Here is a 25,525-nt window from a genome sequence, read left to right on the forward strand (position 1 = left end):
ACATATAATATAGTGTGAACAAGATGACTGGCGACCGTATAGAAGAATATCTTGAAACGATAGACTCCCTTGTCAAGAGCCGTGGGACTCCTGTCAAGAACAAGGATATTGCTGAAGAGCTTGGCTTTTCTCAAGCTTCAGTTTCTGAAATGGTGCAAAAGCTGGCGGATGAAGGGCTTGTGATACACGAACCTTATCATGGTGTTGAGCTCACGAACAGAGGTGTCCTTCAGGTGAACAGTATTCGCCGTAAACACCATGTTATTGAGACGTTTTTTTCTGATGTACTGGCCCTCGAACCTGAGGTCGCACATAACGAAGCCTGCGGGCTTGAACACACGGTGTCTGATCTTGTAGTGGAAAGCATGTGCAATTACCTTGGTAACAACAATATCGATTGCAAACCCGCAGATGGGAATGAGCATTGTCCTTTCAAGGAGAGCTATGTTTCTCTGGCCGATCTTAAAGAAGGGGATTTCGGTACGGTTGTTATGATGACCTTGTCAGATTCATCAAAAGGGCGTCTTAGCTCACTTGGAATGATAACCGGTGAGAACATAGAGGTTAAACGTAAACAAAAGCAGGGTTCAACTTCGATATTGACCCGGGGTACTGAGATAGCTCTTGGGAATGAGATCGCTAAGAAGATATTTGTACGTTTGGGTATGAGGAAGAGGTATCCACGTGGAAACGACAGAATTTAATGATGGCCCTGTTGCGAATGTTCGTAAGACGAGGCCGCCTGATTTTGACATGACCATAGCTTTTGTGGGCAATCCCAGTGTCGGTAAAAGCGCATTCTTTTCCCGGCTCACTGGCGTGGGAGTTGTAGTGGCGAACTATCCCGGAACTACTGTGGAACTTACACACGGCAGTGTCAATGTAGGTTCTAAGAAGCTTGATGTTGTCGATCTTCCTGGCATATATTCTCTGGGCGCATCAACTGAGGATGAGAAAGTTTCAAAACGCTATCTTTTGCGTGAATATCCGGATGCTATCATAAATGTGGTCGATGCTACACGTCTTGAACGCAACCTTTTCCTTACACTGCAATTGCTTGAGTTTAACATACCTATGGTGGTAGCACTTAATCAGATGGATGCTGCAAAGGAAATGGGCATCGAGATCGATATTGAAAAGCTTTCCGAGATCCTCGGGGTGCCTGTGGTACCTACCATCGCTACCAAAGGCTTCGGGCTGGAAGGTGCTGTTTTTGCAGCCATCGATGAGAAGCTTTCCATTGAGGGTAGACATAGGGTACATTACGATAATCATATTCTTCGCGCGATTGAGAAACTCGATGAGGATTTTCCAGAGATCGGGTATGGTATCAAGGTCAGAGCACTTGAAAGGGATGAAGAGTTCGTTAAATTGAGCTGTCGTCCTCACGATGCCGACCTTTTATTAATTACATCCGAATCCATTACCGATGATATCGAAAAAGCACATGGCATGTCTATTTCGGATACTATCGTGCGCGACCTTTACGGTGAGGCAGGTTATATCGTTGACAGTGTGACAACTCAGGTCGAACATAAGGTCACATTTAAAGAACGGATCGATTCGGTACTAACTTCGGAATATGTGGGAATTACCGGACTTGTTGCTGCACTGCTCTTGACTTTCTTTGTAGTTTTTACTGTGGGCGGTTTTCTTGAAGAGGGCATAGTTTCCCTGTTCGAGACCTTTCTTATCTCCCCGGCAGAAAGTCTGCTTGCAAGTTCACACCCTGTTATCAGGAACGTCATCATCTATTCTCTTCTGGGGGTCGAGGCAGGGTTTGCCATCGCTATTCCCTACATTGCGGTTTTCTACGTGATATTGTCACTATTCGAGGATTCCGGTTATCTGACAAGGGCATCCTTTCTGCTCGATAACTGGACTCATAAAGTCGGGCTTCATGGTCGGGCTATCATCCCTCTTATACTAGGTATGGGCTGTAATGTCCCGGCAATAATGTCTACGCGCACTCTGAATACGGTACGTGAGAAAAGGATAGCATCTGTGCTGATCGCACTGACACCATGCTCCGCAAGGACTGTGATAATTATTGGACTTGTGGGGACCTTTGTGGGATATTGGGCAGCTATTTCCATCTACGTACTGGAACTTGTGATCATCTTTGCTACCGGCTGGGTGCTCGGGAAAGGGCTTCCGGGAGAAAGGACTGGTCTTATAATGGAAATGGCTCCGTTACGAAAACCAGATAGGAGAGCTACTTTTCAGAAGACCTGGTTGCGTGTGCGTGAGTTCATGTATGTTGCATTTCCGTTATTAGTAGCAGGAAGTGCATTGCTTGGTCTGATAGATTCTCTTGGTGTCCTGGATGTGTTCCAGAATGCAGTGGAGCCGGTATCTGTGGGACTTTTGGGTTTGCCGGCATTCGCAGCAACTGCACTTATCTTTGGTATCCTCAGGAAAGAAATGGCATTGCAGATACTGGCTGTGCTTGCTGGAACTGCAAATTTTGCCTTGGTACTCACACCTTTGCAGATGTACTCTTTCGCGGTCATAACAACCATCTATATCCCATGTGTTGCAACCATTGCAATACTAAAGAATGAGCTTGGATGGAAAGACACCACTTTGATATCTCTTTTCACTATCACTCTTGCATTTACGATCGGTGCACTGATCAATATGATCGGAATGAATCTCTAAAGTTTGTTCGATCGAGTCTTATTTTTTGGATCTTTCTATCTCGGTAGACTTTAATAGTACTAGACAAACTAACATATATGACTCGTATCACAGCTACTAGTGAAAAACCAGCCATAACTGTTCTTATGGATATTTTCGAGATGAGCAACATGCGTGCACCAGGTTTTGCCGAAGTATCTGACATGCTTGAGATCATGGGTACTCATGCTTCAATAATGGATGTTGCCGTATCTTATGAAGACGAAGAGGTTGCCCACGTTCATACACTTAGCATCATGGATGCAAAGAAAAAGTGAGTTATTTGTTCAAAGGGTTGAGCTCAGAAGTTCATTTATTTCGTCATCGATTTCTTCGTTTAGGTCCGTGTAAAAGTTGTGGTCACGTATAAGGTTGCCCTCAAATTCGAGGGTGTCAATGTGGCCGTACCAGTATATTACCATCCCTGTGCCATACTCCCTCTCGTAATGCTGGAACTGCTTCTTGTAATAGTGGGAATGCTCCCTTTCATCTCCAAACATTGCTTTACTTTCTATCCATCCAACTTCGGTATCATCGACATAGAGTGGTTTGTCCAGGAAAAAATCAGGTGTCTTTTGCATTCCCATTGCCCTCAGGTCTTCTTCAGTGCTATAACCTAACTGGTGATGGTCAAGCCATTTACTAATGATATCTTCCCCCATCTGCCCCTTTACAACCTGCAAAGCATGTGCCTTTGGGGAGAAAAAATGGTCCGAACTGGTCGCCTCCTCAATTTCAGATGCAAGTCTCCTGTCATCAAGTGTATCCAGATTTTTTAGAACATGTTTTTTAGAATATCCCAATTCCCTGATGATCACACTTGCCATCAAAGTAGCTGGTACATCATTGTTCGTTGCCAACGTATTGATGTCCATACCTTTTTCCCAGAGATATCGGAAGTTCTTCCCCCTTTTCTGAAGTAGTCCCATCTTCCTTTTGACCTTTGAGACAATTTTTTGATTAAGAATTGCGGCGATTACTCCAACGGATTCTCCAAATTCGAGGGATAAAGTGTCGATATCTTCGGGGCGATTTACCAGATGGTATATTTGGAGGTATGTCTCATTTTCCATTTTAAGCCTTTCCATTTCATCCGTTGATCAGAATGCAATTCTCGCACTGTTTCTTTCCGCAGTAGCTCTTAGCATATTCTACTATCAATGCGTGATATTCTTTATATAGTGACACATCTTCAGGAAGATCTCTTTCAAACATCTCCTGAAGTTGTAGATAATTACCTTCAATACCGATACATTTCATCATACGTGTTGTATAAGCATCTATCACGAACTTCGGTTTATTCGCAGCATAAAGGACAATGCTATCGGCAGTCTCATTTCCCACTCCCCTAAGTGAAAGCATGAGGTTGCGCAATTCTGTTGTCGGCATGGAAAGAACATCATCTATTCCTTCTCTGGCAAAGAAGCCTGCAATATCTTTCAGACGCTTTGCTTTCTGTCGATAAAAACCGCAACATCTGATTATCTTTTCAATAAGTTCCAAGTCAGCTCTCGCAAGCTTTTCAGGTTCTATCAGATCATATCTTTTCAGACCTTCTATGGCCTTTTCGACATTGGTCCATTTTGTCTGCTGTGTCAGTATTGCACCTATCACAACTTCAAAAGGAGTCTCTGCAGGCCACCATTGAAGATGTCCTATCTTTTCGAGGAGAACCTTATAGATATCATGGATACGTTCGTTTTTCATCTCTTTAAAAAGATGTTCTTTTATTATATAACTATTAAAGTTGCCTTTTGTGAAATAAATAAATGTAAAAAAAGTTGCATGCGGCACATAATCCATTATGTATGGTTATGATGCATGCAATGATGCTTATTTCCAGAAATCCTTCTCATAATCTTCTGAAATATCTTCAAGGTTCATCATCATATCGATCTTGTCTTTTTTGTTGGTCTCTTCTTTTGAAGCTACGGCTTCGTTGACAATTTCTGCATTGGGGTCAGAAACATGTGATTCGATCACAGTAGTATCCTTTGATTCCATCACAACGGTTTCTTTTATCTCAGTAACATGAGTGACCGTTTCTTTCTTTTCTGCAATAGTATCTTTTTCCGGAGTGGAGTGGTCTGGTGGGTGCCTGTCAGTCGCTGTTTCCGAAGTATATCCAAGACGCTTTCGTGTTTCTTCAGCGTAGGTATCCCGCATAGTTCCTGACTGGTCGCTCTGTTTGTGAGCCCCCCTATATCCGATGGAACAGTTCTCCTCACCTGTGCGCCAATCTATATGGTAGAGATAGCATTGCTCTTTCTTACATCGGGGTTCGTTGTCCTGTGGACATATATCGGGTAACACCATGGTAGCCACTTCGGTATGTTTGTAATTTTCAGAGGTTCTTCAGGAAATCGGCAATAAGGGGAGCAACACTAATATGACTATGTGCTTTTTCGAGTGTGTCCGATGCTATTATCTCATGGACGCCTGCATTGTAAAGCCTTAATACCCCATTCTTGGTAAGTACAGGATGTACGCATGCAATGTAAACATCTTTAGCGCCCTGGCTACGAAGCAGCTTTATAGATTCTGCCATAGTGCCTCCCGTAGCGATCATGTCATCGATGAGAATGATCTCTTTCCCCGTGACATCGATGTTCTTCGTCTTGATGGTGACAGTGTCCCCGGAATGTCTGGTCTTCTCAAGGTAATCGTACTCGATCCCCACATCTGCTGCGGCACTTTCTGCAAGGGTGATAGCTCCTTTGTCAGGCGCGATGATAAGGGGGTCTTCCAGACCCAGTGATCTGATATAATTCCCTATCAAATGGGATGCGTCAAGGTCAAAAGAATCCGCATTGAAGTGTTCGAGCACGCTCTTCTCATGAATATTGACCGTGATGACCCTGTCAGCATGGATGGTCCGTGCAATTGCACGTGCACTGATAGATTCTCCAGATCTGAACGCCTTATCCTGTCTTGCATAACCCATGTAAGGTATGACCACTGTGATCGTGGGCGCATCCTCGCAGGCATCGATAAGCTGTAACAGGGATACAAGGTCTGCGTCGGTGGGTGTGCTCTGTATAATGGTCACATCATCGACAATATCTTCGAGTATCCTTGTATAGACCTCTCCGTCAGGAAAACGGTTGAATTCGCAAAGGGTTGGTTCCATATTTAGTTCTCTTGCCACACGTGACGCAAGTAACTGTGATGCAGGTCCTGCTATGATCTTCAAATGATGTACCTCTCTTGTTTCGTTTTGTAGTAATCGAATTTTCAACCAGTAAACTTTCTTATTTGCACTGAACCATTAAAAGTCATTGGTTTGTAATTGTCTCTTTTACTTTTCTTATAACATGGATGTTCTCAATGGCAGTTGATGGGTAATTGCCTGTATTATCCTTTTCAGCAGATTTTACCATGTCCCATATCGTAAGAAGTGCAACCGATACTCCGGTAAGTGCTTCCATTTCAACACCCGTTCTACCCACAGATTTTACTTCAACGTTAGCAGTAACATCACTTTTACCGATCTCAAATTCCACGTCCACAGAGGTGATAGGTATCTGGTGACACATCGGAATCAGGTCCGGCGTTCTCTTTACTGCAAGTATGGCAGCGGTCCTCGCTGTGGCAAGGACATTTCCCTTTTCCACATCTCCGCTGCGTATCTTCTCGACAGTTTCGTCGTGAAGTTTTATTTTTCCGGAAGCTGTCGCATACCTGACAACCGTGTCTTTGTTACTGATGTCGACCATGTAAGCACGGTCATCTTTAATGTGGCTGAATTCCTGCATTAACGTTTCTCCAATATTTAATCGATACGCACGTGTTTCCTCTGGTCATAGTCAAGAATTGTATCCTGCATTTTTGACATGAGTTCCCGTGCTTCAGGGATCGAGAGCTTGACTATTTCCTCGTCCTCTCCATGACTTACTACTACACGAACACGATTCCTTTCGATATCGACTGTTATTTTTCTTTCTGTATCCATTATTCCCACTCATCTTATTTCATAACTTCTGTGATCATGTCAATAATATCTGTTGCAAGCAACCCGCTTCCCATTCTCTCAAAAGCAAGGTCTCCTGCAGCCCCATTGATGTAGGCTGCACCACATGCTGCATCCATCTTGCATGCAGTTGCAAAAAGAGCGCCTGCAATTCCTGCAAGCACATCTCCAGTACCACCTACGGTCATTCCCGGATTACCATTCCGATTGATAGCAATTCTTTTCCCGTTGCTTATGTGGTCCTCTCTACCTTTAAGCAGGATCGTTACATTGTTCCTTTTTGAGAACTCAAGGGTATCCTCTTTACCATTTCCGCCCAATGCATTATATTCTCCTGCGTGTGGCGTGATGATCATCTCAATACCTTTCGGTACGGGAAGGTCTATCCCATAAAGGGCATCTGCATCGGCAACCACTTTTGTACAAAGTGGAATTATCTTTGAAACTGTATCTTTTGTCTGCTCCGCCCTTCCAAGTCCCATCCCGATGACCACTACGTCATGGCTTTCTATGAGTTTCGTAATGGTGCCCATGTCCTCCTTACACAGTATGTTGGAAGAAAGTGCTTTCACAATGATGTTCGGTGAGAATGAAGCTATTATGTCTGCGACATTTGCCGGGGCTGCCACTGTCACGATATCTGCGCCTGCTCGCAATGCTGCCATGGCAGTGAGTGCCGGAGCTCCGGAGTAAGGCCCTCCTCCGATAATGAGTATTTTTCCATGTTGCCCTTTGTGGCTGTCCCCGTGTCTTGTTCGGAATGCATTGATATCCCCCTCCCCAACGTATTTCTCAGCATCTTCACAAACCCCGATGTTGATCACCTTGACCTCGGAGGTGTATTCTTTGGCATGGCCTGATACCAGTCCCTTTTTCATTCTGTGAAAAGTGAGAGTTACATCAGCACGGACCGACCTCTCAAATTCTCCTCCATCGGGATCGAATCCGGAAGGAACATCAACAGCAATCACGGGGACATTTGAATCGTTGATAAGGTCTATTATCGTTGCTTCAGTTTCCTTTAATTTTCCGGTGATGCCTGTCCCCAGCAATGCGTCCACTATTATGTCTGCATTGTCGAGCCATCCCATTTCTTTAAGTTTTTGGGGGTCTGTTATTTCAATGAGGGCATTAATTCTGCAATGCTCCAGGAGACCATAATTATTGATTGCATCCTCACTCCTTATTTGTGAAGCTGATCCAATGAGGGCAATATTGATCGTAATTGCAGGATCATATGCCAGATGTCTGGCAGCAACGAAAGCATCTCCTCCGTTGTTTCCTCGCCCTGCAACGATGAGTACATTTCCTTTTTGAACACGTTCTCTCACTTCATGGGCAATGGCAGCTCCGGCATTTTCCATAAGCTGAAGCCCTTTAAGTCCCAAGTGCTCACAATTCTCATCGATTGCCTTCATCCTTGAAGATTTGATACCCTTCATATTCCTCTAATATTCTCTTGTTTTGCATCATATTTAGTTCTATCAATTTGGAAATGAGGCTCTGGTATGCTTTCATTTTTGATGAACGTGTTCATGTATATATATGTTTTCCGAAAGACGCTTAATAGCGAACAATGAATTATAGCTTACGAGGAGGTATCAATATACCCACTTTGAAAGAAATAGATGTCCCGGACAAGAAGTGGCAAAATCCCACTTATCTGATCTTGGGAAGTGGCAGTATCGGTTTTGCTGTCGCAAAGGAGCTCCGTGAGCTCGATAAAGACCTTATAATCGTTGATAAGGATTCGCAAAAAGTTGAAACGTTACGCGAAGACGCGTATCAGGCTATTGCAGGGGATATCTCTGACCCTGAGGTATATAAACAGTTGAACCTCAAAGAGCTTACAGGGGTTCTAGTTCTTAGTTCTGACAATGAGGCCAACAAAAAGGCACTTGAGATAATATCCACTTTGGGGATAAATGATGCTTATTGTGTCGCAAGGGCATCTGATGCCATCAACCTACAGGAAATGGAAGCTCTCGGTGCAGACCTTGTGTTAATGCCATCCCGTTTGGTTGCAAAATCACTAGTAAGGTCACTTGGACGTGCAGAAGTGGTTCATCGTGGTAACAAGCTGTCACAATGGTTCAAGGATATGTCTGGCAAAGCACTTGCCATCGTAGTTCACGACAATCCCGACCCGGATGCTATTTCCAGTGCACTTGCGCTACAAAAGATCGCGGAATCATTTGATGTTAGGTCCTCTATATTGTACCACGGTGAGATCGGTCATCAGGAGAACAAGGCATTCGTGAATCTGCTGGGTATCGACCTTAACAGGATGGAAGAGCATAGTCTTTCTGATTTTACTGATATAGCAATGGTGGATTGTGCAGTTCCGGGAGCCAATAATATGCTGTCCCCGGGGATGCATCTTGGTATTGTTCTGGATCATCATCCACTGGGAGATTCAGAGATAGATGCTGATTTTGTGGATATTCGTCCTAATGTGGGAGCATCTGCAACGATCCTTACCAAATACCTGCAGGAATTGAACATCGAGATCGATAAGGTTCTTGCAACTGCTTTGCTTTACGGGATAAGGACGGATACATTGGATTTCAAGAGGAATACCGATTCTGCAGATCTTTCTGCAGCTGCTTACCTTTACCCATTGGCAGACCATGAGATACTTGACCAGCTCGAACGTCCTTCAATGTCTATCGAGACGCTTGATATTTTGGGAGAGGCTATTCTTAACAGGCAGGTCATTGGTAGTTATCTGTTGACGAACGTTGGTGTCATAAGGGACCGCGATGCCCTTCCGCAGGCAGCGGATTATTTGTTAAGCCTTGAAGGCATCTCTACGTCTATCGTTTTCGGTGTGTCCGATGACCGTATCTTCATCTCAGGTCGAAGCAATGACATCAGGATAAATCTCGGGGAGGTCCTTAGACGGGCCTTTGGAGAAAAGGCGGCAGGAGGTCACTCCAATGCAGCAGGGGCACAGATCCCGCTTGGTGTGTTCAGTGATATAAAGGATAGGCAGACACTTCTCAGACTTGTCAATGAGGCAGTTGTTAAGAAATTCCTTAACGCGGTCGGGGTTGATAGGGATACGGAATGAGCTTGAATAATTTGTAGGCTGATCATGTTCTCGGATTATAGGCAGCGTCTTGTCAATGAACTCAAAGAAGAGCTTGAAGCTGCCGAAAATATTTCTTGTGAATATCTGGCATCACAGATACGTAGTATCGGTTTTACCTGTTCCATGTGTGGTAAATGCTGTAGGCGTTCCTGTGGGGACAATCGTGTTTTTTTGACATCTTCTGATATACGTTCATTGCAGGAATGCTCTCTTGACGATGCGGTCTTCCCAATGTTGCCTGATATTCAGGATGTTCCTTTTGAAGATGCTTTGCATGAGTATGCCCAGGAGTTAGAAGTGGACTCTCAGGGCCGATATCATACGTTTGGATGGATGCTGAAAAGGAAGGTGAATGGCAATTGTTCTTTTATTGGTGAGGATGGTAGCAATAGGTGTGGCATCTATGATCGCAGACCTATGCTTTGTGGGACCTATCCTTTCTATATCAAGTGTGGCAAGTTGCTGACCTCTGAATGTGAAGGTCTGGGAAAGCCTATTTCCGATGAGGATGCTGTTTTGCTCGCAGAGGGCCTGCTGGGCAGGTATGTTACTGAGCTGAAAGATACTGCTCTCCTTTATGAGAAATTCGAGGCAAATGAAGGCTCTTCTCCTAATATGAATTCCTCTAAGAGCTCTTTCGATGTCGATGAAGTTCTTTTTGTTGTGCATGATCATAATGGCAATTCGGAGTTTGTAATTAAATTACATAAGTGAAGCTGTTAATCGATTGTTTTATTTATAAGGTCCTCATAAATGCAGTGATTACCATGTTCAATACTAATGATCATCCAATGACGATCTCTGAGAAGATCTTTTCAAAAGCTTCAGGAAAAACGGTTAAAGCCGGGGATTTCGTACTTGCGAACATCGACCGTGCAATGACTCACGATATCACTGGTCCCCTCGCAGTAGATGGTTTTTATGACATCATGCGTGACAAGGAAGAGAAAAAGGTATGGGACCCAAGCAAGATCGTGATAGTCTTTGACCATCAGGTTCCTGCTGATTCTCTCAATGCTTCTGCAAACCATATCATGCTCAGGAAGTTTGCAAAGGAACAGGGAATTCTTAACTATGATGTCTATGAGGGCGTATGCCATCAGGTCATGCCTGAAATGGGTCATGTAAGACCTGGTGACCTTATTGTGGGGTCTGATTCCCATACTTGTGCATACGGGTCTCTTGGTGCCTTCTCTACCGGTGTCGGTTCTACTGATATGTCTGCAGTGTTTGCATCAGGTAAGCTCTGGTTCAGGGTACCTGAGACCATCAGGTTCGAAGCCAATGGAAAGCTTCCAAAACACGTCTATTCAAAGGACCTTATACTGCACATGATAGGTGACGTCGGTGCAGAAGGTGCAAGATATATGGCTGCTGAGTATGCGGGTTCTGCCATTGAGGGCCTTACGATATCCGAGCGTATGACCATTTCCAATATGGCAATTGAAATGGGCGGTAAGGCAGGTATCATTGAAGCTGACAAGACCACAGAGGCATATCTTAAGGAGCGTATTCCTGACTATGAGTTCGATCCATACTGGAAGTCCGATGAGGATGCCGAATATGCTGAGTTCCATGATTATAATGTTTCTGACCTTGAGCCACAGGTGGCATGTCCTCACAACGTTGACAATGTAAAACCGGTCTCTGAAGTGGAAGGTACTAAGGTCGACCAGGTATTCGTGGGTTCATGCACCAACGGTCGCTTTGAGGACATCAAGATCGTGGCTGAGATGATGGGTGACGAGCCTGTTGCAAAGGATGTACGTCTTTTGATCATCCCTGCATCAAGGACCGAGTACATGAAAGTGCTTCGTGCAGGATATGTGGAGCAGTTCATGGAAGCCGGTGCAATTGTGGAAGCACCATGCTGTGGCCCATGTATGGGTGGTTCTTTTGGTCTGCTTGGTGACGGTGAAGTGGGACTTGCAACCTCCAACCGTAACTTCAAAGGAAGGGAAGGCAGCCCTGATTCATTCGTATATCTTAGTTCACCTGCAACAGCTGCAGCATCTGCACTGACCGGTGTGATAACTGACCCCAGAAAGATCTGAGATATCTCTCAGTTCTTTTTTAGAAGTTGACCAAAAAAGATATATTAGAATATTGATTATTGGAGGTCGACGTTGGTATAAACCAACAACAATTCCGTCATATTGTGTTCGGATTACACACCAACGTCAATACACCTTATTTTATTTCTTCATTATTTTAGTGAGCTGTTCCTTTTATTTCCGGAACAGTTCTTTTATAATGTCACTGGAGCTGATGATGCCTATTGGTCTGTAGGAGGCTCCAACAGACTCTTCTGACATGACTATCAGGCGGTGTACTCTTTTATCGGCCATCATGTCAGCAACATCGTGAACAGTTGCATTTGGACTGACGGTTTCAACCGAATCTGACATCAGGTCTTCCACAGATGATAGTTCCCAGTTCTTATCCTTCATCCGGCCTAAGATATCAATATCAGATATGACCCCAAAGATCTCACCGCCGTCCTCTATGGCCACAACTGTGGATACGTTCTGGTCAGCCATCACTTTTGCTATCTCCACCGCATTCGACTCAAAAGGTACCGTCACTACTCCCCTTGTCATTACGTCCTTAACCTGCATACTTTCTGCTATCAAGATATCTTCCTCCCTTATCTCTAAAAATGATCTGTCTGCCAAACGGATAGCCTCAAAAACGCTACATCATTTATTTAGAGAGTTTAGCTATAAATAAACATCGGGTAGTTGTGCGATGTATGCAATGGTCGATTTGTTTAATTTTTTTATGGGGGTAGATGATGTATAAAAATGCCATTGAAATCCTTTTTAAAGATGTAATCCTATTTACTAAATAGACTGGATCCTATGATCCTTAATATTATGTTCAATATAGGAGTTTTCCAATGACTGATGCAGATATGTCTGTTCTGAACGAAGTATTCGATGTGATAATGGACCGCAAGAACAATCCTGTGGAGGGTTCTTATGTTTGTTCTCTCCTTGATCACCGGAAAGGTATAAACAAAATACTCGAAAAAGTGGGCGAAGAGACTGCTGAAACGATCCTTGCGGTAAAAGATAATGACCGGGCTGAGATTATCTATGAGACCTCTGATCTGTTATTCCATCTGCTGGTAATGCTTGCAGCTACTGACATAACTCTGGATGACATTGCTGAAGAAATGAAAAAAAGAAGGCATTAAGGTCATATCAGCATATGACCAGTTCATGCAATACATCTGTTTTTGATATCATTCCTCTTGGAATTCCATCAATGGTGACGATTAATCTTCCGATATTGTGTTCATTGAACAAGTGAACTGCATCACTAAGGGATGAATCGCCATCAATAGTAATGACATTCTTTGTCATTATGTCTTTTATTTTCAGGGTCATCTTCCCGCTTGCAAGGGTTTCTCCGATATCCATGAAAGTTACCATTCCTACTATCTTTCCATTATCTTCCACTGGAGCGCCATGTATCTTGTTCGTGATAAAAATGCGAGCTGCTTCCTGAATGGTATAATTTGGTTCTACGGAAATAGTGTCCTTTTTGATGTAATGTTTGACTGATTTTTTTGGTAGTGATACCATTTCTGTTATTGTGAAAAGAAGCGAGTTCTCAGTATCGTCCCTGCCAACTACTTCTCCTCGCACTATCAGTCGATTCACCGGAGTTGGTCCCACTTGCACCCGATCCCCACTATTAAATGCCTTGATGTTCCCAAGTACTTTTATCCTGCCATTGCACAGATCCGGATGTCTCACTGTTGTAAAACTGATCTCTGCAACCGTGGCACCGTTAACGATCGTTTCATTTTTATAGATCGGGACTTCTGCTTCCTTGTCCATTGCAGTTACGTTCAGGGCTTCATATGCATCACCGGTCGCTCTGTATCCGCCTTTTGGACCTGGTACTCCCTCTACAAGTCCCAACATTTTAAGCGATTGCATCTGGTTCCTGACAGTCCCTGGATTCCTATCTATTAGCTCGGCAATTTCTTCGCCTTTAACTGCTGATGCCTTCTGGCGCTGAAGGTTGATCAATTCAATGATTATCTCTTTTTGAATAGGGGTTAATTCCATAAGCTCACCGTTATCTCCTAGTGGATTTATCTGAATAGGGCTATATATACATGTTGTAAGAATTGCAATGAATGATAATTAATAATTTTTTGTTTAAGGGTTATACTTCGAGGAACACTAATATATAGCTTATGCGAGTTTGAAGCTGATTATAGTTAATTATAGGTAAATGATCATGATATTTGAGAAGATTCACACGGTTCCTACTTCGGACGAACTTATCGATAAAGCGTTTCGGAGGGCAGCACGTGCAAAGGCAGGAAAGACTGTAAGGGATAAAGATGGTGCAATGAAAGCACATGAGTCAATGATAATGACCTCAGGAAATATCCTCTCTGATAATCTTGCAAATATTGTCAGGCGTTTTCCAAACTTTGATGATCTTTCAAATTTCTATTTTGAACTTACTGATATTGTAGTAGGCATTGATGACCTTCGTTTAGCTCTCGGGTCTGCTGATTGGGCAAGTAACAAGATCCATGAGATATCAAGGGAATATGTGGGTAAGATAAGAAAAAGCAAGGACCCGGTAAAGACCCGTAAAGAGGCATTTGGACGTATGGCTTCTGTAATAGGTACTATTAATAAACACCTTCTTTTTCTGAACGATGCCCGCAATATAATGAGGAAGTTCCCGGATGTACGCGAGGAACCTACTATTGTAGTCGCAGGTTATCCTAATGTTGGTAAGTCCAGCTTTGTTTCAATGGCTACCGGTGCAAGACCTGAAGTGGCTTCTTATCCGTTTACAACAAAAGGTGTTCTCATCGGTCATTTTGAAAGAGGATATGATCGATATCAGGTTATTGATACTCCTGGACTTCTTGACAGGCCAATGTCTGAAAGGAACAATGTAGAGCTTCAGGCGATCACTGCGATAAAGCATCTTGATGCTGTTGTACTTTTCATTCTCGATGCAAGTGAAACATGTGGTTACGAGATAGCTGATCAGAAACGTCTTCTTGATGAAGTTGTAGCAAACTTTGAAATGCCGGTCTATGTTGTTGCGAACAAATGCGACCATGATCTCTTTAAAATACCTGATTTTGTTGATGCAAAAATGTCAACAGCAACAGGTGAGAATCTCGATTCTATCGTTGACAAGCTTGTTGAGATGGTAATAGAGACCAAAAAAGAAAAGGAAGCAAAAGAAGCGGCTGAAGTAGCAGCTAGAAAATTAAGCGAAGAAATGGCCGAAGAAGCAGCACTATTAAGTGAAGAACTCGATGAAGCTGATCTTGAATGATTTCAAGAAATAATATAAAATGAACATGTCCTTTAAAGGACCTGGTCAGAGTACTTTTTCCATTATCTTTAAAGCTCTTTTTATTTCATCCATGGATGTTGCATAAGACATTCGTATATAGCCATCTCCGTTTTTACCAAAAGCTGTTCCTGGCACAACCACTACCCCGTTAGCTACCAGCTTGGTAGCAACTTCGGTGCTGTTCTCTACTTTCGGGAACATGTAGAACGCACCCTTTGGCGCTTCACATTCCATTCCGAGTGCATTGACGCCTTCAACGAGGACATCCCTGCGGCTTTTGAACTCATCTCGCATCATATATACAAAGTCCTGTGGGCCGGTAGTGGCAGCAAGGGCTGCTTTTTGCGCAATGGAGTTCGCGCATGCCTGCACATATTGATGGACCTTTAGCATCTGGTTGGTATATTCTTGGCTCGCAGCAGTATAGCCGACACGCCATCCGGTCATAGCATATGTCTTTGAGAATGCATTGACAGTTATGACATTGTCAGTGAACTTTGCAGGGCTGACGTGCTCTCCTTCGTAAAGGAAATGTTCGTAGACCTCATCGGAAATAAGTGTGATGTCATTATCGTCTGCAATCTCAGCATAGGCTTTGATGTCGCTTTTTGAAAGCACTCCGCCGGTAGGATTACAAGGTGAGTTCACAATGACTGCTTTTGTTTTAGGGGTGATACTCTCCATGACGTTTTCCGGCCGCATGGTAAGATCATCTCCCAGAGGGACTCCAACTACCTTTCCACCCATGAAGCCTGCAAGGGCATTATAGGATACAAATCCCGGGTCGGAGATTATTATTTCATCTCCCGGATCAATGAGGGCTGCGATAGCTATTTCCAGCGCTTCGGAAGCACCTGATGTAACAATGATACCGTCAGGACTTACCTCGAAACCATTTTGTTCTCTGAACTTCTGGCTTAATGCTTCCCTTAGTTCAACGATCCCTGCTCCGTATGTGTATCCGGTAAATCCTTCATTAATGGCATCGATGGCTGCCTGTCGGATGTGGCCGGGTGTATCAAAATCCGGTTGTCCAAGTCCCAGATTGACCGCATCTGAACCGGCAGCCTCGAACATCTTTCTAATGCCTGAAATATCAATATCCAGAACACGCTGTGCAAATCCTCTGCCGCTCATGATATATTCTCCTTACTCTAGTTTTGCATGACGTGACTTAAGGTCGTCCTCGGATGCTCCTGTAATGGAGATGATCTCTGCAATAACTGCATCGAGGAATACGAGGGATGATATCTCAAAAGAAGTTCCCAGTGGTGTGAGAAGTGAATACTCTCCACGCATATGTCTTTCAAGGTATCCGCCAGTATCATCCTTTGTCCTTCCCTTTATTTCCATAGCGACATCTGAAAGATTACCAAGTGTGGAATTAGGGTTGGATGTAACGGTGATGAGCTTTGCTCCGATATCCTTTGTGATCTTTCCAAGATTGGAAATTGATTTAGTTTCTCCTGATCCTGATATTGTGACAACTACATCTTCTGGATGAACTGCAGGGGTAGTGGATTCTCCAACTACGTAGGACTTCAAACCAAGGTGCATCAGACGCATTGCAAATGCTTTTCCTACAAGACCTGACCTTCCAGCACCCATTACAAATACGCTGTCCGCTTCAAGGATGGTTGATATCATATTTCTGATACTTTCCTTGTCAAGATCCTCAGCAACACTTTCAAGATGGTGTGCTATAAGTTGCATGGATGAGATCAAATGCTCACATTTTATTGAAGATACGTCTTTCATAACTATTCATTCCTTTCATTATTTAGGGGCATCTCTGTGCTTGCCCTCATCTTTATATGTAATATCTTTCACTTTCCATCCCTCTATATCCTTGAATTCATCATATAATCGAGCAATATCTGAATCGTCACCGTTCCAGTAGATGTCAATGTGCACATCATCCTTCTTCAAATCTTCGATTATGGACTCTGCCAGATAGTAAAGTGCTTTGTTACTGTAAAATGGGATGTTGAACATTGCCCGATATCCATTTTGTGCTTTCGCATAGGATACCAGGATATATCCGCTACTTTCATATTCTGTGATCTTGTCGAAATCGCATACGATCTCTGTTTCATGGACTGCCGTTTTGTCTATCTTTGAGATGCTGATGAGGGTCTGCCCAACAATAACCTCGGGTGTCTGGCGGCCATACCAGATGGCTATCTTTCCATAGGTGCAGACAATATTGACCTCATCTGTTCCCATTGCATAAGAGGACAATGAATGAGTGACCTCTTTTGGAGTTTGTTTTTGTTCAGTGGTATCCATTAGTGTCCCACATCGAATTATTTGCTTGAGACAAGTGCACTTATCATGTCACGGTCTTTCTTCAAGGTCTTCAGCTTGTTGGCAGGTCCAATTACTGTAAGTCGGGTTCGAACTACATTTTTCTTGAACAGTTTTCCAAGCAATGAGTTGTCCGTTTGGCTTGGATAACTTTCCATCTCAATACCTGCAAAATCGTCAGGCTCGATCAGTGTCATTGTCATTTCGATAAGGCTTGCTTCTTCTTCAGGGGTAAGGCCCCTTTCAAGAACAAGGATCTTCCCGCCCTTTACTTCATCAATAATAAATCGGACTTTTTCCACAGGTTGCATCTTTGCAAGCCTGTCCTCTGAGACTAAGTCCATTTGAATTCCCTGCATATCGATCACCCAAACCTTTTTGCAACTTCATCGTAGAACGTATCGATGTTCTTTCCTTCAAGGGCAGATATGGCTACCATTGGATGTTGCGGAAATGCCTCTCTTATTGAAGTGGCTGAAGATTCCGGAAGGTCTGTCTTGTTGGCAACGATAAGTAATGGTAAGTTCCTTGCTTCCATATTGCCTATTACTGTAACATTTACCTGGGTATATGGGTCTTCAGTTGCATCCATTACCAGGATTACTCCGTCAAGGTTCTCCAGCCACTTCACGGCTTCAATTACCCCCTCGGTCGCTTCTTTTGCTCTTCTTTTGGATTCTGCTTCGTTCATTCCCAGTTCCATGAACTCATGGAAATCGATCTTTGTTGCAAGTCCGGGTGTATCAATTATATCCAGACTTATCGATCCACCGTTTGATTGGATGGTCACTCCCTCTCGTCGTCTTGCACGGCGGGTTTCGTGAGCAATGTGGGATACTGAACCCATGGCATCGCCTGTCCAGTCCCGGAGTATCCGGTTTGCAAGTGTGGTCTTTCCTGCATTGGGTGGACCATAAATACCGATTCGTGCATTCTTTTTGTTAAACAGCCTTTTGAAGAATTTCTTAAATGATCCCATTACGCCCATAAGTTCCCTCCGTTTTAGAACAGAAATCCTATTCAAATCTATATGTTTTGATATTACTCATGCCTTATAAATAATCGCCTGAGTATCATTATTCGAATTGTGGTTTATTAAATACGTTATAATAAATAATCATTCTGGATTTTATTTGTTTTGAATTAGTGCCATCGATAGATTGATCGCAAGCTCTGCAATGTTGGACCCATAATCTCCTATCCTGTCAAGACTGTCTGCCACAGTACCAAGTGCAACAATGGATTCGGGTGACTCAAGTGTTAAAAGAGATGCATCAAGTGCATTTATCTTGATCTTTGTATCATCCGCTCTTGAAATTACCCTGTTCGCAAGTTCCGTGTTCTGAGTGTACAATGCCTCAATAGCATCCTCTACCATTTTACTTGAGGCTTCTGTCGAAGTTTCTATAAGATACATTGTCTCGACAGGGATATGGATCACCAATGTAGGTATTATTGCTGCAATTTTTGCAGCGTGGTCGGCAATACGTTCAAGGGAACTTGCAGCGAGCCTCAGATCGTGATATTCATCTATCGTAGTCTCAGATGTATCCGGGATGCGTTTTCCACGCAGTACTGCTCGGAATTGCTTTGATATCAACATGAATAGTCGGTCAACTTCATCATCACGCTCTACAACATCAAGGGCAAGATCATGGTCCTTTTCTTTTAAAGCCTGTATAGCATCCTTTAGCATGGAATTGGAAATAAGGAACATCCGCCGAACACTTTTTTTAATGGATACTTCGTTTGGGTTCAAAAGATCCTGGATGAGTACCGTTTTTGCTGTCTCCTCTATTATTTCAGGTCCAATAAGTTTATGGCAAATATTTCGGATTATCTTTTTTTGTTCTGCCTGTATCCTGTTTGCACGAAGTTCAATTAGGTCGGAGCCGGAAAGGTATGCAGCAATAAGTGTCCGTATGAGGCTGTCTCCGCTGTAGCTGCTAACATCGATCACATTCTTTTTCTGAACGGAGGTTGCAGCTTCCATTGCCATAATTGTGAGGGAACCATCTTGTTGTGGCTGAAGTGCAACCTGGGATCCGGTAGTTATTCCGACTCTTTCTGCCCATTTTTTTGGAAGTGATACAATGTATGTGGACCCGCCGGTCCGCTGTATCTTTCGTGTTTCTATAATGATCTCTCCTTTTTCGAACCATTCTATATATTAAAGGTTGCATATATATTCATATGTCTGATGTGTCATTCTCTTTCTGGTTCTAAATAGTTCAAAAACCGTATTTCCCTATAAGGGGGACAAATATCACTTCTCCCATCGCTTTATGGGTGATGTTGCCTTTGCTGTCTTTCTTTACGACGACAAGGGTTTGATATTGTGTTCCTACCGGGATCACCATTATACCGTTCTTTGACAATTGTTCTCTAAGTGGTGGTGGGACCTCAGGTGCCACTGAAGTCACAGCGATGCGGTCGTATGGGGCATGTTCAGGCAGACCGCAGGATCCGTCATCATGTACCACAGTGACATTTGAATATCCTGCTCTTTCAAGGTTGTTCCTGGCAAGGTCCACAAGTTCTGGAATGCGTTCGACCGTGTAGACTTTCCCATTCTCACCTGCAAGCTCAGCCATTACAGCAGCATTATATCCTGAACCGCTACCGATCTCCAGAATAGTCATTCCCTCAGTAATTTTCAGGAGATCGCACATTATGGCGACCATATGGGGTGCGGAGATCGTTTGATCATATCCGATGGGTAATGGAGTGTCTGCATAAGCAAAACTTTGCATATCCTCAGGTAAAAAAAGATGTCTCGGGACCTTTTTCATAGCATTGAGCACTCGCTGATCGGTCCCGTTAGCTTTCAGTGCTCTTATCAATACCTCTTGTCCCTTTGACTCCATGAGGTTTTTCCTTCTCCCCATCCTTGCTTGCGCTTGTCGATGGAATAAATGCGCTTGATATACTTGGCAGCAACTCGATCTCCCTTTCGTGATTGGAATGAACCGCCTCTTATCTTTATCTTGGTGATGTGGAACGTTTTTCCTTCTGCGTTATAGTCTTCACCGACAACGAACTCATATTCTCCGGGAACTTTCTTTTCCAGAGATGTTGAGCCGTTCCTGACCTTCAATGATATTTTTGCAGTAACTTCATCTGTAGCACGTCCCCAGATCGTATCGATCTTATCGACTTCCTGGCGGTCCACGCGGCGGCCTTCGGATTCAATGGATGTTACAATTATCGGATATACTTCTTCAGAGTTCTCATCATCGATCACAAGTTCATCATCGATATATAGCATCTCTTCTGAGTCTATAGGTGCATGAAGGGTAAATGAAATGTCATCCTTGCTGACGATCACTTTTGTAACTATGGGCTTCTTCTCTTCAATTACTGTTGTGTGGACTGCTCCACATTCCTGGCACTGTACGACGGGATTCTGCCCCGCTCTCAATACCTCGTGCTCTACCGATTCCTTTGGTGAACATACAGGACATTCTACTATTACTTCTTCATTCATGGTATCTGAGCATATGATTGTTCGGGGTGTGTATAAACTTAACCATGAACAACTTTATTATCAATGGATTAAGACTGGACTGTTCATTTTATTGAAGCAGCATGTGCAGCAATGAATTCGCGAATGTATTTTGCACCAAGTATCGCAGTCTGACCGCTATCATACTCCGGGGATATCTCCATCACATCAAAACCTCTGGCAATGGGTGCGAATTCCCGTATGATGTCCCTAACTTGCACGGATGTAAGTCCAAATGGTTCCGGTGTTCCCACTCCCGGTGCAAACGCAGGGTCAAGTGCATCCATGTCAAGGGATATGTAGATATTCTCACAATCAAGATATTCTCTAATCTCGTTGGTAAGTCCCTTTATCCCTTTCTCTGTAACATCTTCGGGAGTATAGTAACGAACGTTGTTCTCTTTGGCATAGTCCCATTCTTCCTTTGGACCGCTTCGAATGCCTATGCTGACATAGTTCTCAGTGACCTCTTCGAGAATATGGCGGGAAACACAAGCATGATTATACTTCATTCCCTCAAACTCATCCCGGAGGTCAAAATGTGCATCCAATACAACTACTCCGAAATCCTCTCCTGCATGTTTTGCACAGGCTTTCATACATGGTAGTGTTAGGGAATGTTCTCCACCTATCATTATTGGGAGCTTTCCATCATCAACGATGTTAATGACATCAAGATAAAGCTCATCAAGGACATCGTCCACAAGAGCTCCTGCTTCGAAATTTCCTGCATCGTGGGCAGGGATCTCTGAAATATCGATATCATAAAAAGAGTTATAACTTTCAAAATTTGCAGTGGCGCTCCTTATAGCGTCAGGAGCCCATCTGCTCCCAGCCCTGAACGATGATGTACGATCAAATGGTACTCCAAATATGACGTAGCTGGCAGAATCGTAATCTGCCAGTGCATCCATCATGCCGGGCTGGTAGAACATAATATCCCTGTTTTTATCTAAGGTCTATCTTCATCTTACCCATAGCTTCAATGTATGTGATATCTTTACCTTCAGTGACCCTATCCTTGTAGTCTTCAGGGATGGTAAGTTCGAATGTAGTGTAGGTTTCCATATCCATGAGCTGTGCGATGTTGCTGGAAATGGATAGTACCTGTGCACTCTTACGCTCGACGATAGGTACGTAGGTCTTAGCGGAAACTGAGCTTATGATGGAACGTTTCTGGCCATCGAATATGCCAATTGCCTCGATCCTTGCTTTTGCTGATCCGTGCTTACCTGGCTTTGATTTTTGTATGCTCTTGATGACACATGGCTCATCATCGGCAAGGACGTATTTACCTTCTTTAAGTTCTTTAACCTCTACCTGCTGTTTCATTTATAATCCTCCTATAATCGCAAAAAACGTAATGTTTTTTATTAATGGATAAATATGTGCTTATAATTCTTTATTCTATATATCAATCTAACGAACAAAGAAATTCAATGGGCATGGATGTTTCAAAACTATTTAAATGCATATCCTATGTATGTATCCAAATGTTCTACAATTCACTTTTTAATGTGTTTATCCTCAAGGCTCTTTATCTTTTTATGATACCGTAACCATCCTGTTCCTAAATATCCCAGAACACCTATGGCGATCAGCACAATTGCAATTATTATGGGATACGTCTTTTCCAGAAGCAAGGGATTCACATTATCCCTCTGTTCATACGAAGGATACATTATGTCCTTTTTGTCATTACTATGGTCAAGCCCAAGGGCATGTCCGAGTTCATGTATGGCGATCTGTTCCATGTTCGCATCTCCATACTGCTGCCACGAAAGTCCTCTTTTATCGCCGACTTCCAGGACGATACTGGCACGGATGAATCTGCCGGCAGATATTTCCGGTCTGCAGTATCCTGCAACACCATCTTCTGCACCGGTAACCTCTTCCATTGTCTCGACCCACATGACATAAATGTCTGCATCCGGGCTATCAATTATCTCAAAATCTGGCTCATAATATAGTTTGCCGTTCCCGCCGGTTTCCCAATACTCAGTTGCGTCCACAATCGCTTTTCGATATGTGTGGCTGTAGTGCGGGGGTGTATTCACATCATCTATATACACTGTTATGGGTGAATGGTCCCAAGGTTCATCAAAGAATCTCGGGTATTCTTTTTCTCCAAGAAATCCGTGTGCAGGAATTATTAGAGTGCATAAAAGTAGAATGCTAAGGATCGTTATTTTGATCTTCATTTCATCTCACTTGGGACTGTCATTTATCTTTGAATGTGATCGTTACTTTTGTTCCATTACTTCTGTCGATATGTATATTCCCACCGATCTGTTTCACAAGTTCGTTAACCAGTTGCATGCCCAGTGTCTTTGTATTTCCGATCTCTATCTCTTTCTGAATACCTATGCCGTTATCGGCCACAATGAGGGTGAATTGATCATCTTTCCTGTGGAAAACAATGGATATGTTCCCCTTTCCGTCCGGGAATGCATATTTGAAACAGTTAACAATAAGTTCATTAAGAATAAGCCCGAGGTGAATGGCCCTGTCAACGCTTAAAAGAGTATCCTCTACCTCCATCCTTAGTTTAATATTCTTTGCCTGCTGACCGTTCATCTGATACAGGTAATTTGTAACATCCTTTGCATAATCCTGAAAAGCAACATTCGTCATATCTCTCGAACGGTACAGTTCTTCGTGTGCAATGGATATTGAATGGATCCGATCCCTGCTTTCTTTAAATGCATTGATAACCTGGGGGTCTGTGAAGTTGCTAGCCTCAAGATCCAGAAGGCTGGCGATTATCTGAAGATTATTCTTTATACGATGGTGTATTTCTTTTTCATGTATCTCTTCAGTTTCTATCAGGGCTTCTTCTACTCGCTTTCTTTCGGTAATGTCTTCTCCGGATGATAGCATACCTGTAATTTTTCCATTCTTGTTCTTTAATAGTGTGTTGTGCCAATTTACGATCCTTTCTTCTCCATCCAGTCTTAGAAGGGGTGCTTCAAAATTCTCAAGTCCACTAATGTTTCCAGAGATAAATCTGTAAAAGTCTTCAATTCCACTTTCTCGGAACCTTTCCGGCACCATCGTATTGAAAAAATCAGTCCCTATAAGGGTCATTTCTTCGCATGCCATTATCTTGCAACCCTTTTTGTTAATTAGCTTGATCTTATGGTCAGGGTCTATCACTATGAGCATGACATCAGCGGTATCAAAATATTTGTTAGCGAGTTCCTTTTCATGAATATTTCTGTCGTAAAGCTCTTTGAGCCTTAGTAGGGATTTGACCCTTGTTTTCAGTTCGATCTGATCAACAGGTTTTGTAAGGAATTCATCTGCACCGGCTTCGAGACCCTGGATGCGGTCCTTTTTTCTCGAAAGAGCTGAAACAATAATGACTGGTATGAATTGAGTTTTAATATCTTCTTTGAGTTTGATGCATACTTCATAACCTTTCATGTCAGGCATCATCACATCAAGCAGAACAAGGTCTATCTCATCCTTTTCAAGGATCTCAAGCGCTTCCTTTCCTCGGTACGCAGGGATCGTTTCGTAGTCGGGGGACAAGTACGCTTCCATCAGTTCTACGTTCTTCTGGTCATCATCCACGACCAATATCCTAGGTAACTCATTATTCTGCAATCATTATCCACTCGTTTGATTATTGATTTGTTTGACAGGCAATTATATCAATCATACTCATTTTGATACTAATCTATATATAATAACTCATATTTTTATTAATTTATAAAATATTATTCAGTAAATGTTATAATGTTTTCCTCTAATCTTCACCTCATGAACAAACGAATTGCTTCTTTTTTGCTTCTCTTATTTCTTGTTGTGTCTTCGGGGTGCGTAGGATCGGATACTGATGCAGCACCTCATCCTCTCGAGTTCGTGAATGTAACGGAAGTCATTGACGGTGATACGATCGTTGTGTCTTCTGGTGAAAGGGTGCGGTTGATAGGAGTTGATACTCCTGAGGCGGGGGAGCCTTATTATTCTGAAGCAAAGCAATATATGGTGCACAGGGTTCTGGGCAAGGTTATAGGTCTCGAAAAGGATGTTAGTGAGACTGATGTATATGGAAGACTTTTAAGGTATGTCTGGGTGGAGAATGAAATGGTTAACAAAGAACTTGTCCTTTCAGGACTTGCTTTCTCAAAGGCCTACAGTCCGGATACGCATTATCAGGATATTTTCGATAGTGCGGAAGTGGTGGCAAAAAAGAATGGTGTCGGGCTCTGGTCGGCTCCTGTCATGGCGGAAGATCCTGTCACGATCTCATATCTGGAAGCAGGGCGCTACATCGGGCAGGTCATTACAGTTGAAGGTACGATAGTCCAGACCACAAAAAAGGATGATGCTGGGATCATTTTCCTTAATTTTCATGACCCTTATGAGGGTTATTTCACTGTGGTGATCTGGAGTGATTACTGGGATCGTTTTTCACAGGACCCCGTGGTCATGTATGAGGGAAAACATGTGTTAGTGACCGGAAAGGTGATCGAGTACAAAGAAAATCCTGAGATAATTGTTGAAGCACCTTCTCAGATCGTTATCATCCAATGAAGGCAATATTTGCTTTTCGGTCTTTCTCCATCCTTTTTTAGAGAACACAAGTTTAATAATCTGGTATGCTGAATCATAT

At 43.1% G+C, this 25,525-nt stretch carries 30 protein-coding genes; 9 read left to right on the plus strand and 21 right to left on the minus strand.

Features of this window, described 5'->3' with window-relative positions; translation table 11 throughout:
• Positions 1-23 precede the first annotated feature (23 nt).
• The 3 genes from MBUR_RS09685 to MBUR_RS09695 all read left to right on the plus strand — a co-directional run bounded on the left by MBUR_RS09685 (position 24) and on the right by MBUR_RS09695 (position 2,957).
• A complete protein-coding gene (locus tag MBUR_RS09685; protein WP_011499897.1) occupies positions 24-704 on the plus strand; it encodes a metal-dependent transcriptional regulator in 681 nt (226 codons plus the stop codon).
• The gene (gene feoB / locus MBUR_RS09690) at positions 685-2,661 is read left to right on the plus strand and encodes a ferrous iron transport protein B (protein ID WP_011499898.1); all 1,977 of its coding nucleotides are present in this window, start codon (positions 685-687) and stop codon (positions 2,659-2,661) included. The genes MBUR_RS09685 and feoB overlap by 20 nt, the downstream gene beginning before the upstream one ends.
• A gap of 77 nt (positions 2,662-2,738) precedes the next feature.
• Positions 2,739-2,957 carry a hypothetical protein gene (locus MBUR_RS09695; RefSeq protein WP_011499899.1) on the plus strand — a complete coding sequence of 73 codons (219 nt, stop codon included), beginning with the start codon at positions 2,739-2,741 and terminating at the stop codon, positions 2,955-2,957.
• A gap of 9 nt (positions 2,958-2,966) precedes the next feature.
• Here the strand turns inward: MBUR_RS09695 and MBUR_RS09700 are convergent, their stop codons facing one another.
• The 7 genes from MBUR_RS09700 to MBUR_RS09730 all read right to left on the minus strand — a co-directional run bounded on the left by MBUR_RS09700 (position 2,967) and on the right by MBUR_RS09730 (position 8,091).
• Positions 2,967-3,752 (minus strand): C15orf41 family protein, encoded by a 786-nt coding sequence (locus tag MBUR_RS09700; protein ID WP_048063635.1) that lies wholly within the window; start codon positions 3,750-3,752, stop codon positions 2,967-2,969.
• A 16-nt stretch (positions 3,753-3,768) separates the two neighbouring features.
• Complete coding sequence (locus tag MBUR_RS09705; protein WP_048063636.1) at positions 3,769-4,386, minus strand: endonuclease III domain-containing protein; 618 nt, start codon at positions 4,384-4,386, stop codon at positions 3,769-3,771.
• 126 nt (positions 4,387-4,512) lie between these two features.
• A complete protein-coding gene (locus MBUR_RS09710; protein ID WP_011499902.1) occupies positions 4,513-4,995 on the minus strand; it encodes a hypothetical protein in 483 nt (160 codons plus the stop codon).
• Positions 4,996-5,023: 28 nt separating this feature from the next.
• Entirely contained in the window at positions 5,024-5,872 is an 849-nt protein-coding gene (locus MBUR_RS09715) for a ribose-phosphate diphosphokinase (RefSeq protein ID WP_011499903.1), read from the minus strand.
• Between the two features lie 82 nt (positions 5,873-5,954).
• Complete coding sequence (gene moaC, locus MBUR_RS09720; RefSeq protein WP_011499904.1) at positions 5,955-6,434, minus strand: cyclic pyranopterin monophosphate synthase MoaC; 480 nt, start codon at positions 6,432-6,434, stop codon at positions 5,955-5,957.
• Between the two features lie 17 nt (positions 6,435-6,451).
• Positions 6,452-6,631 carry a hypothetical protein gene (locus MBUR_RS09725; protein WP_048063361.1) on the minus strand — a complete coding sequence of 60 codons (180 nt, stop codon included), beginning with the start codon at positions 6,629-6,631 and terminating at the stop codon, positions 6,452-6,454.
• A 14-nt stretch (positions 6,632-6,645) separates the two neighbouring features.
• Positions 6,646-8,091, minus strand: coding sequence for a bifunctional ADP-dependent NAD(P)H-hydrate dehydratase/NAD(P)H-hydrate epimerase (locus MBUR_RS09730; RefSeq protein WP_011499906.1), 1,446 nt, complete (start codon positions 8,089-8,091; stop codon positions 6,646-6,648).
• A 134-nt stretch (positions 8,092-8,225) separates the two neighbouring features.
• Between MBUR_RS09730 and MBUR_RS09735 the strand changes: the two genes are divergently transcribed.
• The 3 genes from MBUR_RS09735 to MBUR_RS09745 are packed head-to-tail and all read left to right on the plus strand — an operon-like array spanning position 8,226 to position 11,797.
• Entirely contained in the window at positions 8,226-9,722 is a 1,497-nt protein-coding gene (locus MBUR_RS09735) for a DHH family phosphoesterase (RefSeq protein WP_011499907.1), read from the plus strand.
• A 24-nt stretch (positions 9,723-9,746) separates the two neighbouring features.
• Complete coding sequence (locus MBUR_RS09740; RefSeq protein WP_011499908.1) at positions 9,747-10,457, plus strand: YkgJ family cysteine cluster protein; 711 nt, start codon at positions 9,747-9,749, stop codon at positions 10,455-10,457.
• A 53-nt stretch (positions 10,458-10,510) separates the two neighbouring features.
• A complete protein-coding gene (locus tag MBUR_RS09745) occupies positions 10,511-11,797 on the plus strand; it encodes a 3-isopropylmalate dehydratase large subunit (protein ID WP_011499909.1) in 1,287 nt (428 codons plus the stop codon).
• A 174-nt stretch (positions 11,798-11,971) separates the two neighbouring features.
• Here MBUR_RS09745 and MBUR_RS09750 read toward each other — a convergent pair whose 3' ends face one another.
• Positions 11,972-12,418: a CBS domain-containing protein gene (locus tag MBUR_RS09750; RefSeq protein ID WP_011499910.1), complete on the minus strand. Its 447-nt coding sequence runs from the start codon at positions 12,416-12,418 to the stop codon at positions 11,972-11,974.
• Positions 12,419-12,642: 224 nt separating this feature from the next.
• On the opposite strand from MBUR_RS09750, the gene hisE reads away from it, so the two are divergent.
• Positions 12,643-12,942, plus strand: coding sequence for a phosphoribosyl-ATP diphosphatase (hisE, locus tag MBUR_RS09755; protein WP_011499911.1), 300 nt, complete (start codon positions 12,643-12,645; stop codon positions 12,940-12,942).
• Positions 12,943-12,949: 7 nt separating this feature from the next.
• Here hisE and MBUR_RS09760 read toward each other — a convergent pair whose 3' ends face one another.
• Positions 12,950-13,825, minus strand: a complete 876-nt coding sequence (locus MBUR_RS09760; RefSeq protein WP_011499912.1) for a CBS domain-containing protein — start codon at positions 13,823-13,825, stop codon at positions 12,950-12,952.
• Between the two features lie 175 nt (positions 13,826-14,000).
• Between MBUR_RS09760 and MBUR_RS09765 the strand changes: the two genes are divergently transcribed.
• The gene (locus MBUR_RS09765) at positions 14,001-15,071 is read left to right on the plus strand and encodes an NOG1 family protein (RefSeq protein WP_011499913.1); all 1,071 of its coding nucleotides are present in this window, start codon (positions 14,001-14,003) and stop codon (positions 15,069-15,071) included.
• A 45-nt stretch (positions 15,072-15,116) separates the two neighbouring features.
• On the opposite strand, the gene MBUR_RS09770 is transcribed toward MBUR_RS09765, so the two are convergent.
• The 12 genes from MBUR_RS09770 to MBUR_RS09825 all read right to left on the minus strand — a co-directional run bounded on the left by MBUR_RS09770 (position 15,117) and on the right by MBUR_RS09825 (position 24,513).
• A complete protein-coding gene (locus tag MBUR_RS09770; RefSeq protein ID WP_011499914.1) occupies positions 15,117-16,229 on the minus strand; it encodes a pyridoxal phosphate-dependent aminotransferase in 1,113 nt (370 codons plus the stop codon).
• A 12-nt stretch (positions 16,230-16,241) separates the two neighbouring features.
• Positions 16,242-16,850 (minus strand): 6-phospho-3-hexuloisomerase, encoded by a 609-nt coding sequence (gene hxlB / locus MBUR_RS09775; RefSeq protein ID WP_011499915.1) that lies wholly within the window; start codon positions 16,848-16,850, stop codon positions 16,242-16,244.
• A gap of 18 nt (positions 16,851-16,868) precedes the next feature.
• Positions 16,869-17,381 carry a hypothetical protein gene (locus MBUR_RS09780; protein ID WP_011499916.1) on the minus strand — a complete coding sequence of 171 codons (513 nt, stop codon included), beginning with the start codon at positions 17,379-17,381 and terminating at the stop codon, positions 16,869-16,871.
• A gap of 17 nt (positions 17,382-17,398) precedes the next feature.
• Positions 17,399-17,758, minus strand: a complete 360-nt coding sequence (locus MBUR_RS09785) for a DUF2073 domain-containing protein (RefSeq protein WP_011499917.1) — start codon at positions 17,756-17,758, stop codon at positions 17,399-17,401.
• Positions 17,759-17,763: 5 nt separating this feature from the next.
• A complete protein-coding gene (locus tag MBUR_RS09790; protein WP_011499918.1) occupies positions 17,764-18,387 on the minus strand; it encodes an Era-like GTP-binding protein in 624 nt (207 codons plus the stop codon).
• Positions 18,388-18,528: 141 nt separating this feature from the next.
• Entirely contained in the window at positions 18,529-19,566 is a 1,038-nt protein-coding gene (locus MBUR_RS09795; protein WP_332244257.1) for a phosphate uptake regulator PhoU, read from the minus strand.
• Between the two features lie 64 nt (positions 19,567-19,630).
• Entirely contained in the window at positions 19,631-20,287 is a 657-nt protein-coding gene (locus tag MBUR_RS09800) for a protein-L-isoaspartate O-methyltransferase (RefSeq protein WP_232221897.1), read from the minus strand.
• On the minus strand, positions 20,239-20,886 hold the full coding sequence (locus tag MBUR_RS09805) for an HVO_0476 family zinc finger protein (protein ID WP_011499920.1): 648 nt from the start codon (positions 20,884-20,886) through the stop codon (positions 20,239-20,241). Before MBUR_RS09805 ends, MBUR_RS09800 begins: the two co-directional genes overlap by 49 nt.
• An 83-nt stretch (positions 20,887-20,969) precedes the next feature.
• A complete protein-coding gene (gene speB / locus MBUR_RS09810) occupies positions 20,970-21,839 on the minus strand; it encodes an agmatinase (protein ID WP_011499921.1) in 870 nt (289 codons plus the stop codon).
• Positions 21,840-21,852: 13 nt separating this feature from the next.
• Positions 21,853-22,236: a translation initiation factor IF-5A gene (locus tag MBUR_RS09815; protein ID WP_011499922.1), complete on the minus strand. Its 384-nt coding sequence runs from the start codon at positions 22,234-22,236 to the stop codon at positions 21,853-21,855.
• Between the two features lie 173 nt (positions 22,237-22,409).
• A complete protein-coding gene (locus tag MBUR_RS09820; RefSeq protein WP_011499923.1) occupies positions 22,410-23,105 on the minus strand; it encodes a matrixin family metalloprotease in 696 nt (231 codons plus the stop codon).
• Positions 23,106-23,124: 19 nt separating this feature from the next.
• Complete coding sequence (locus MBUR_RS09825; RefSeq protein WP_011499924.1) at positions 23,125-24,513, minus strand: sensor histidine kinase; 1,389 nt, start codon at positions 24,511-24,513, stop codon at positions 23,125-23,127.
• Positions 24,514-24,669: 156 nt separating this feature from the next.
• Between MBUR_RS09825 and MBUR_RS09830 the strand changes: the two genes are divergently transcribed.
• Positions 24,670-25,446: a thermonuclease family protein gene (locus tag MBUR_RS09830; RefSeq protein ID WP_157196706.1), complete on the plus strand. Its 777-nt coding sequence runs from the start codon at positions 24,670-24,672 to the stop codon at positions 25,444-25,446.
• Positions 25,447-25,525 lie beyond the last annotated feature (79 nt).

Origin of the sequence: Methanococcoides burtonii DSM 6242 (genome assembly GCF_000013725.1) — an archaeon.
In the GTDB taxonomy this organism is placed as follows: Archaea; Halobacteriota; Methanosarcinia; order Methanosarcinales; family Methanosarcinaceae; genus Methanococcoides; species Methanococcoides burtonii.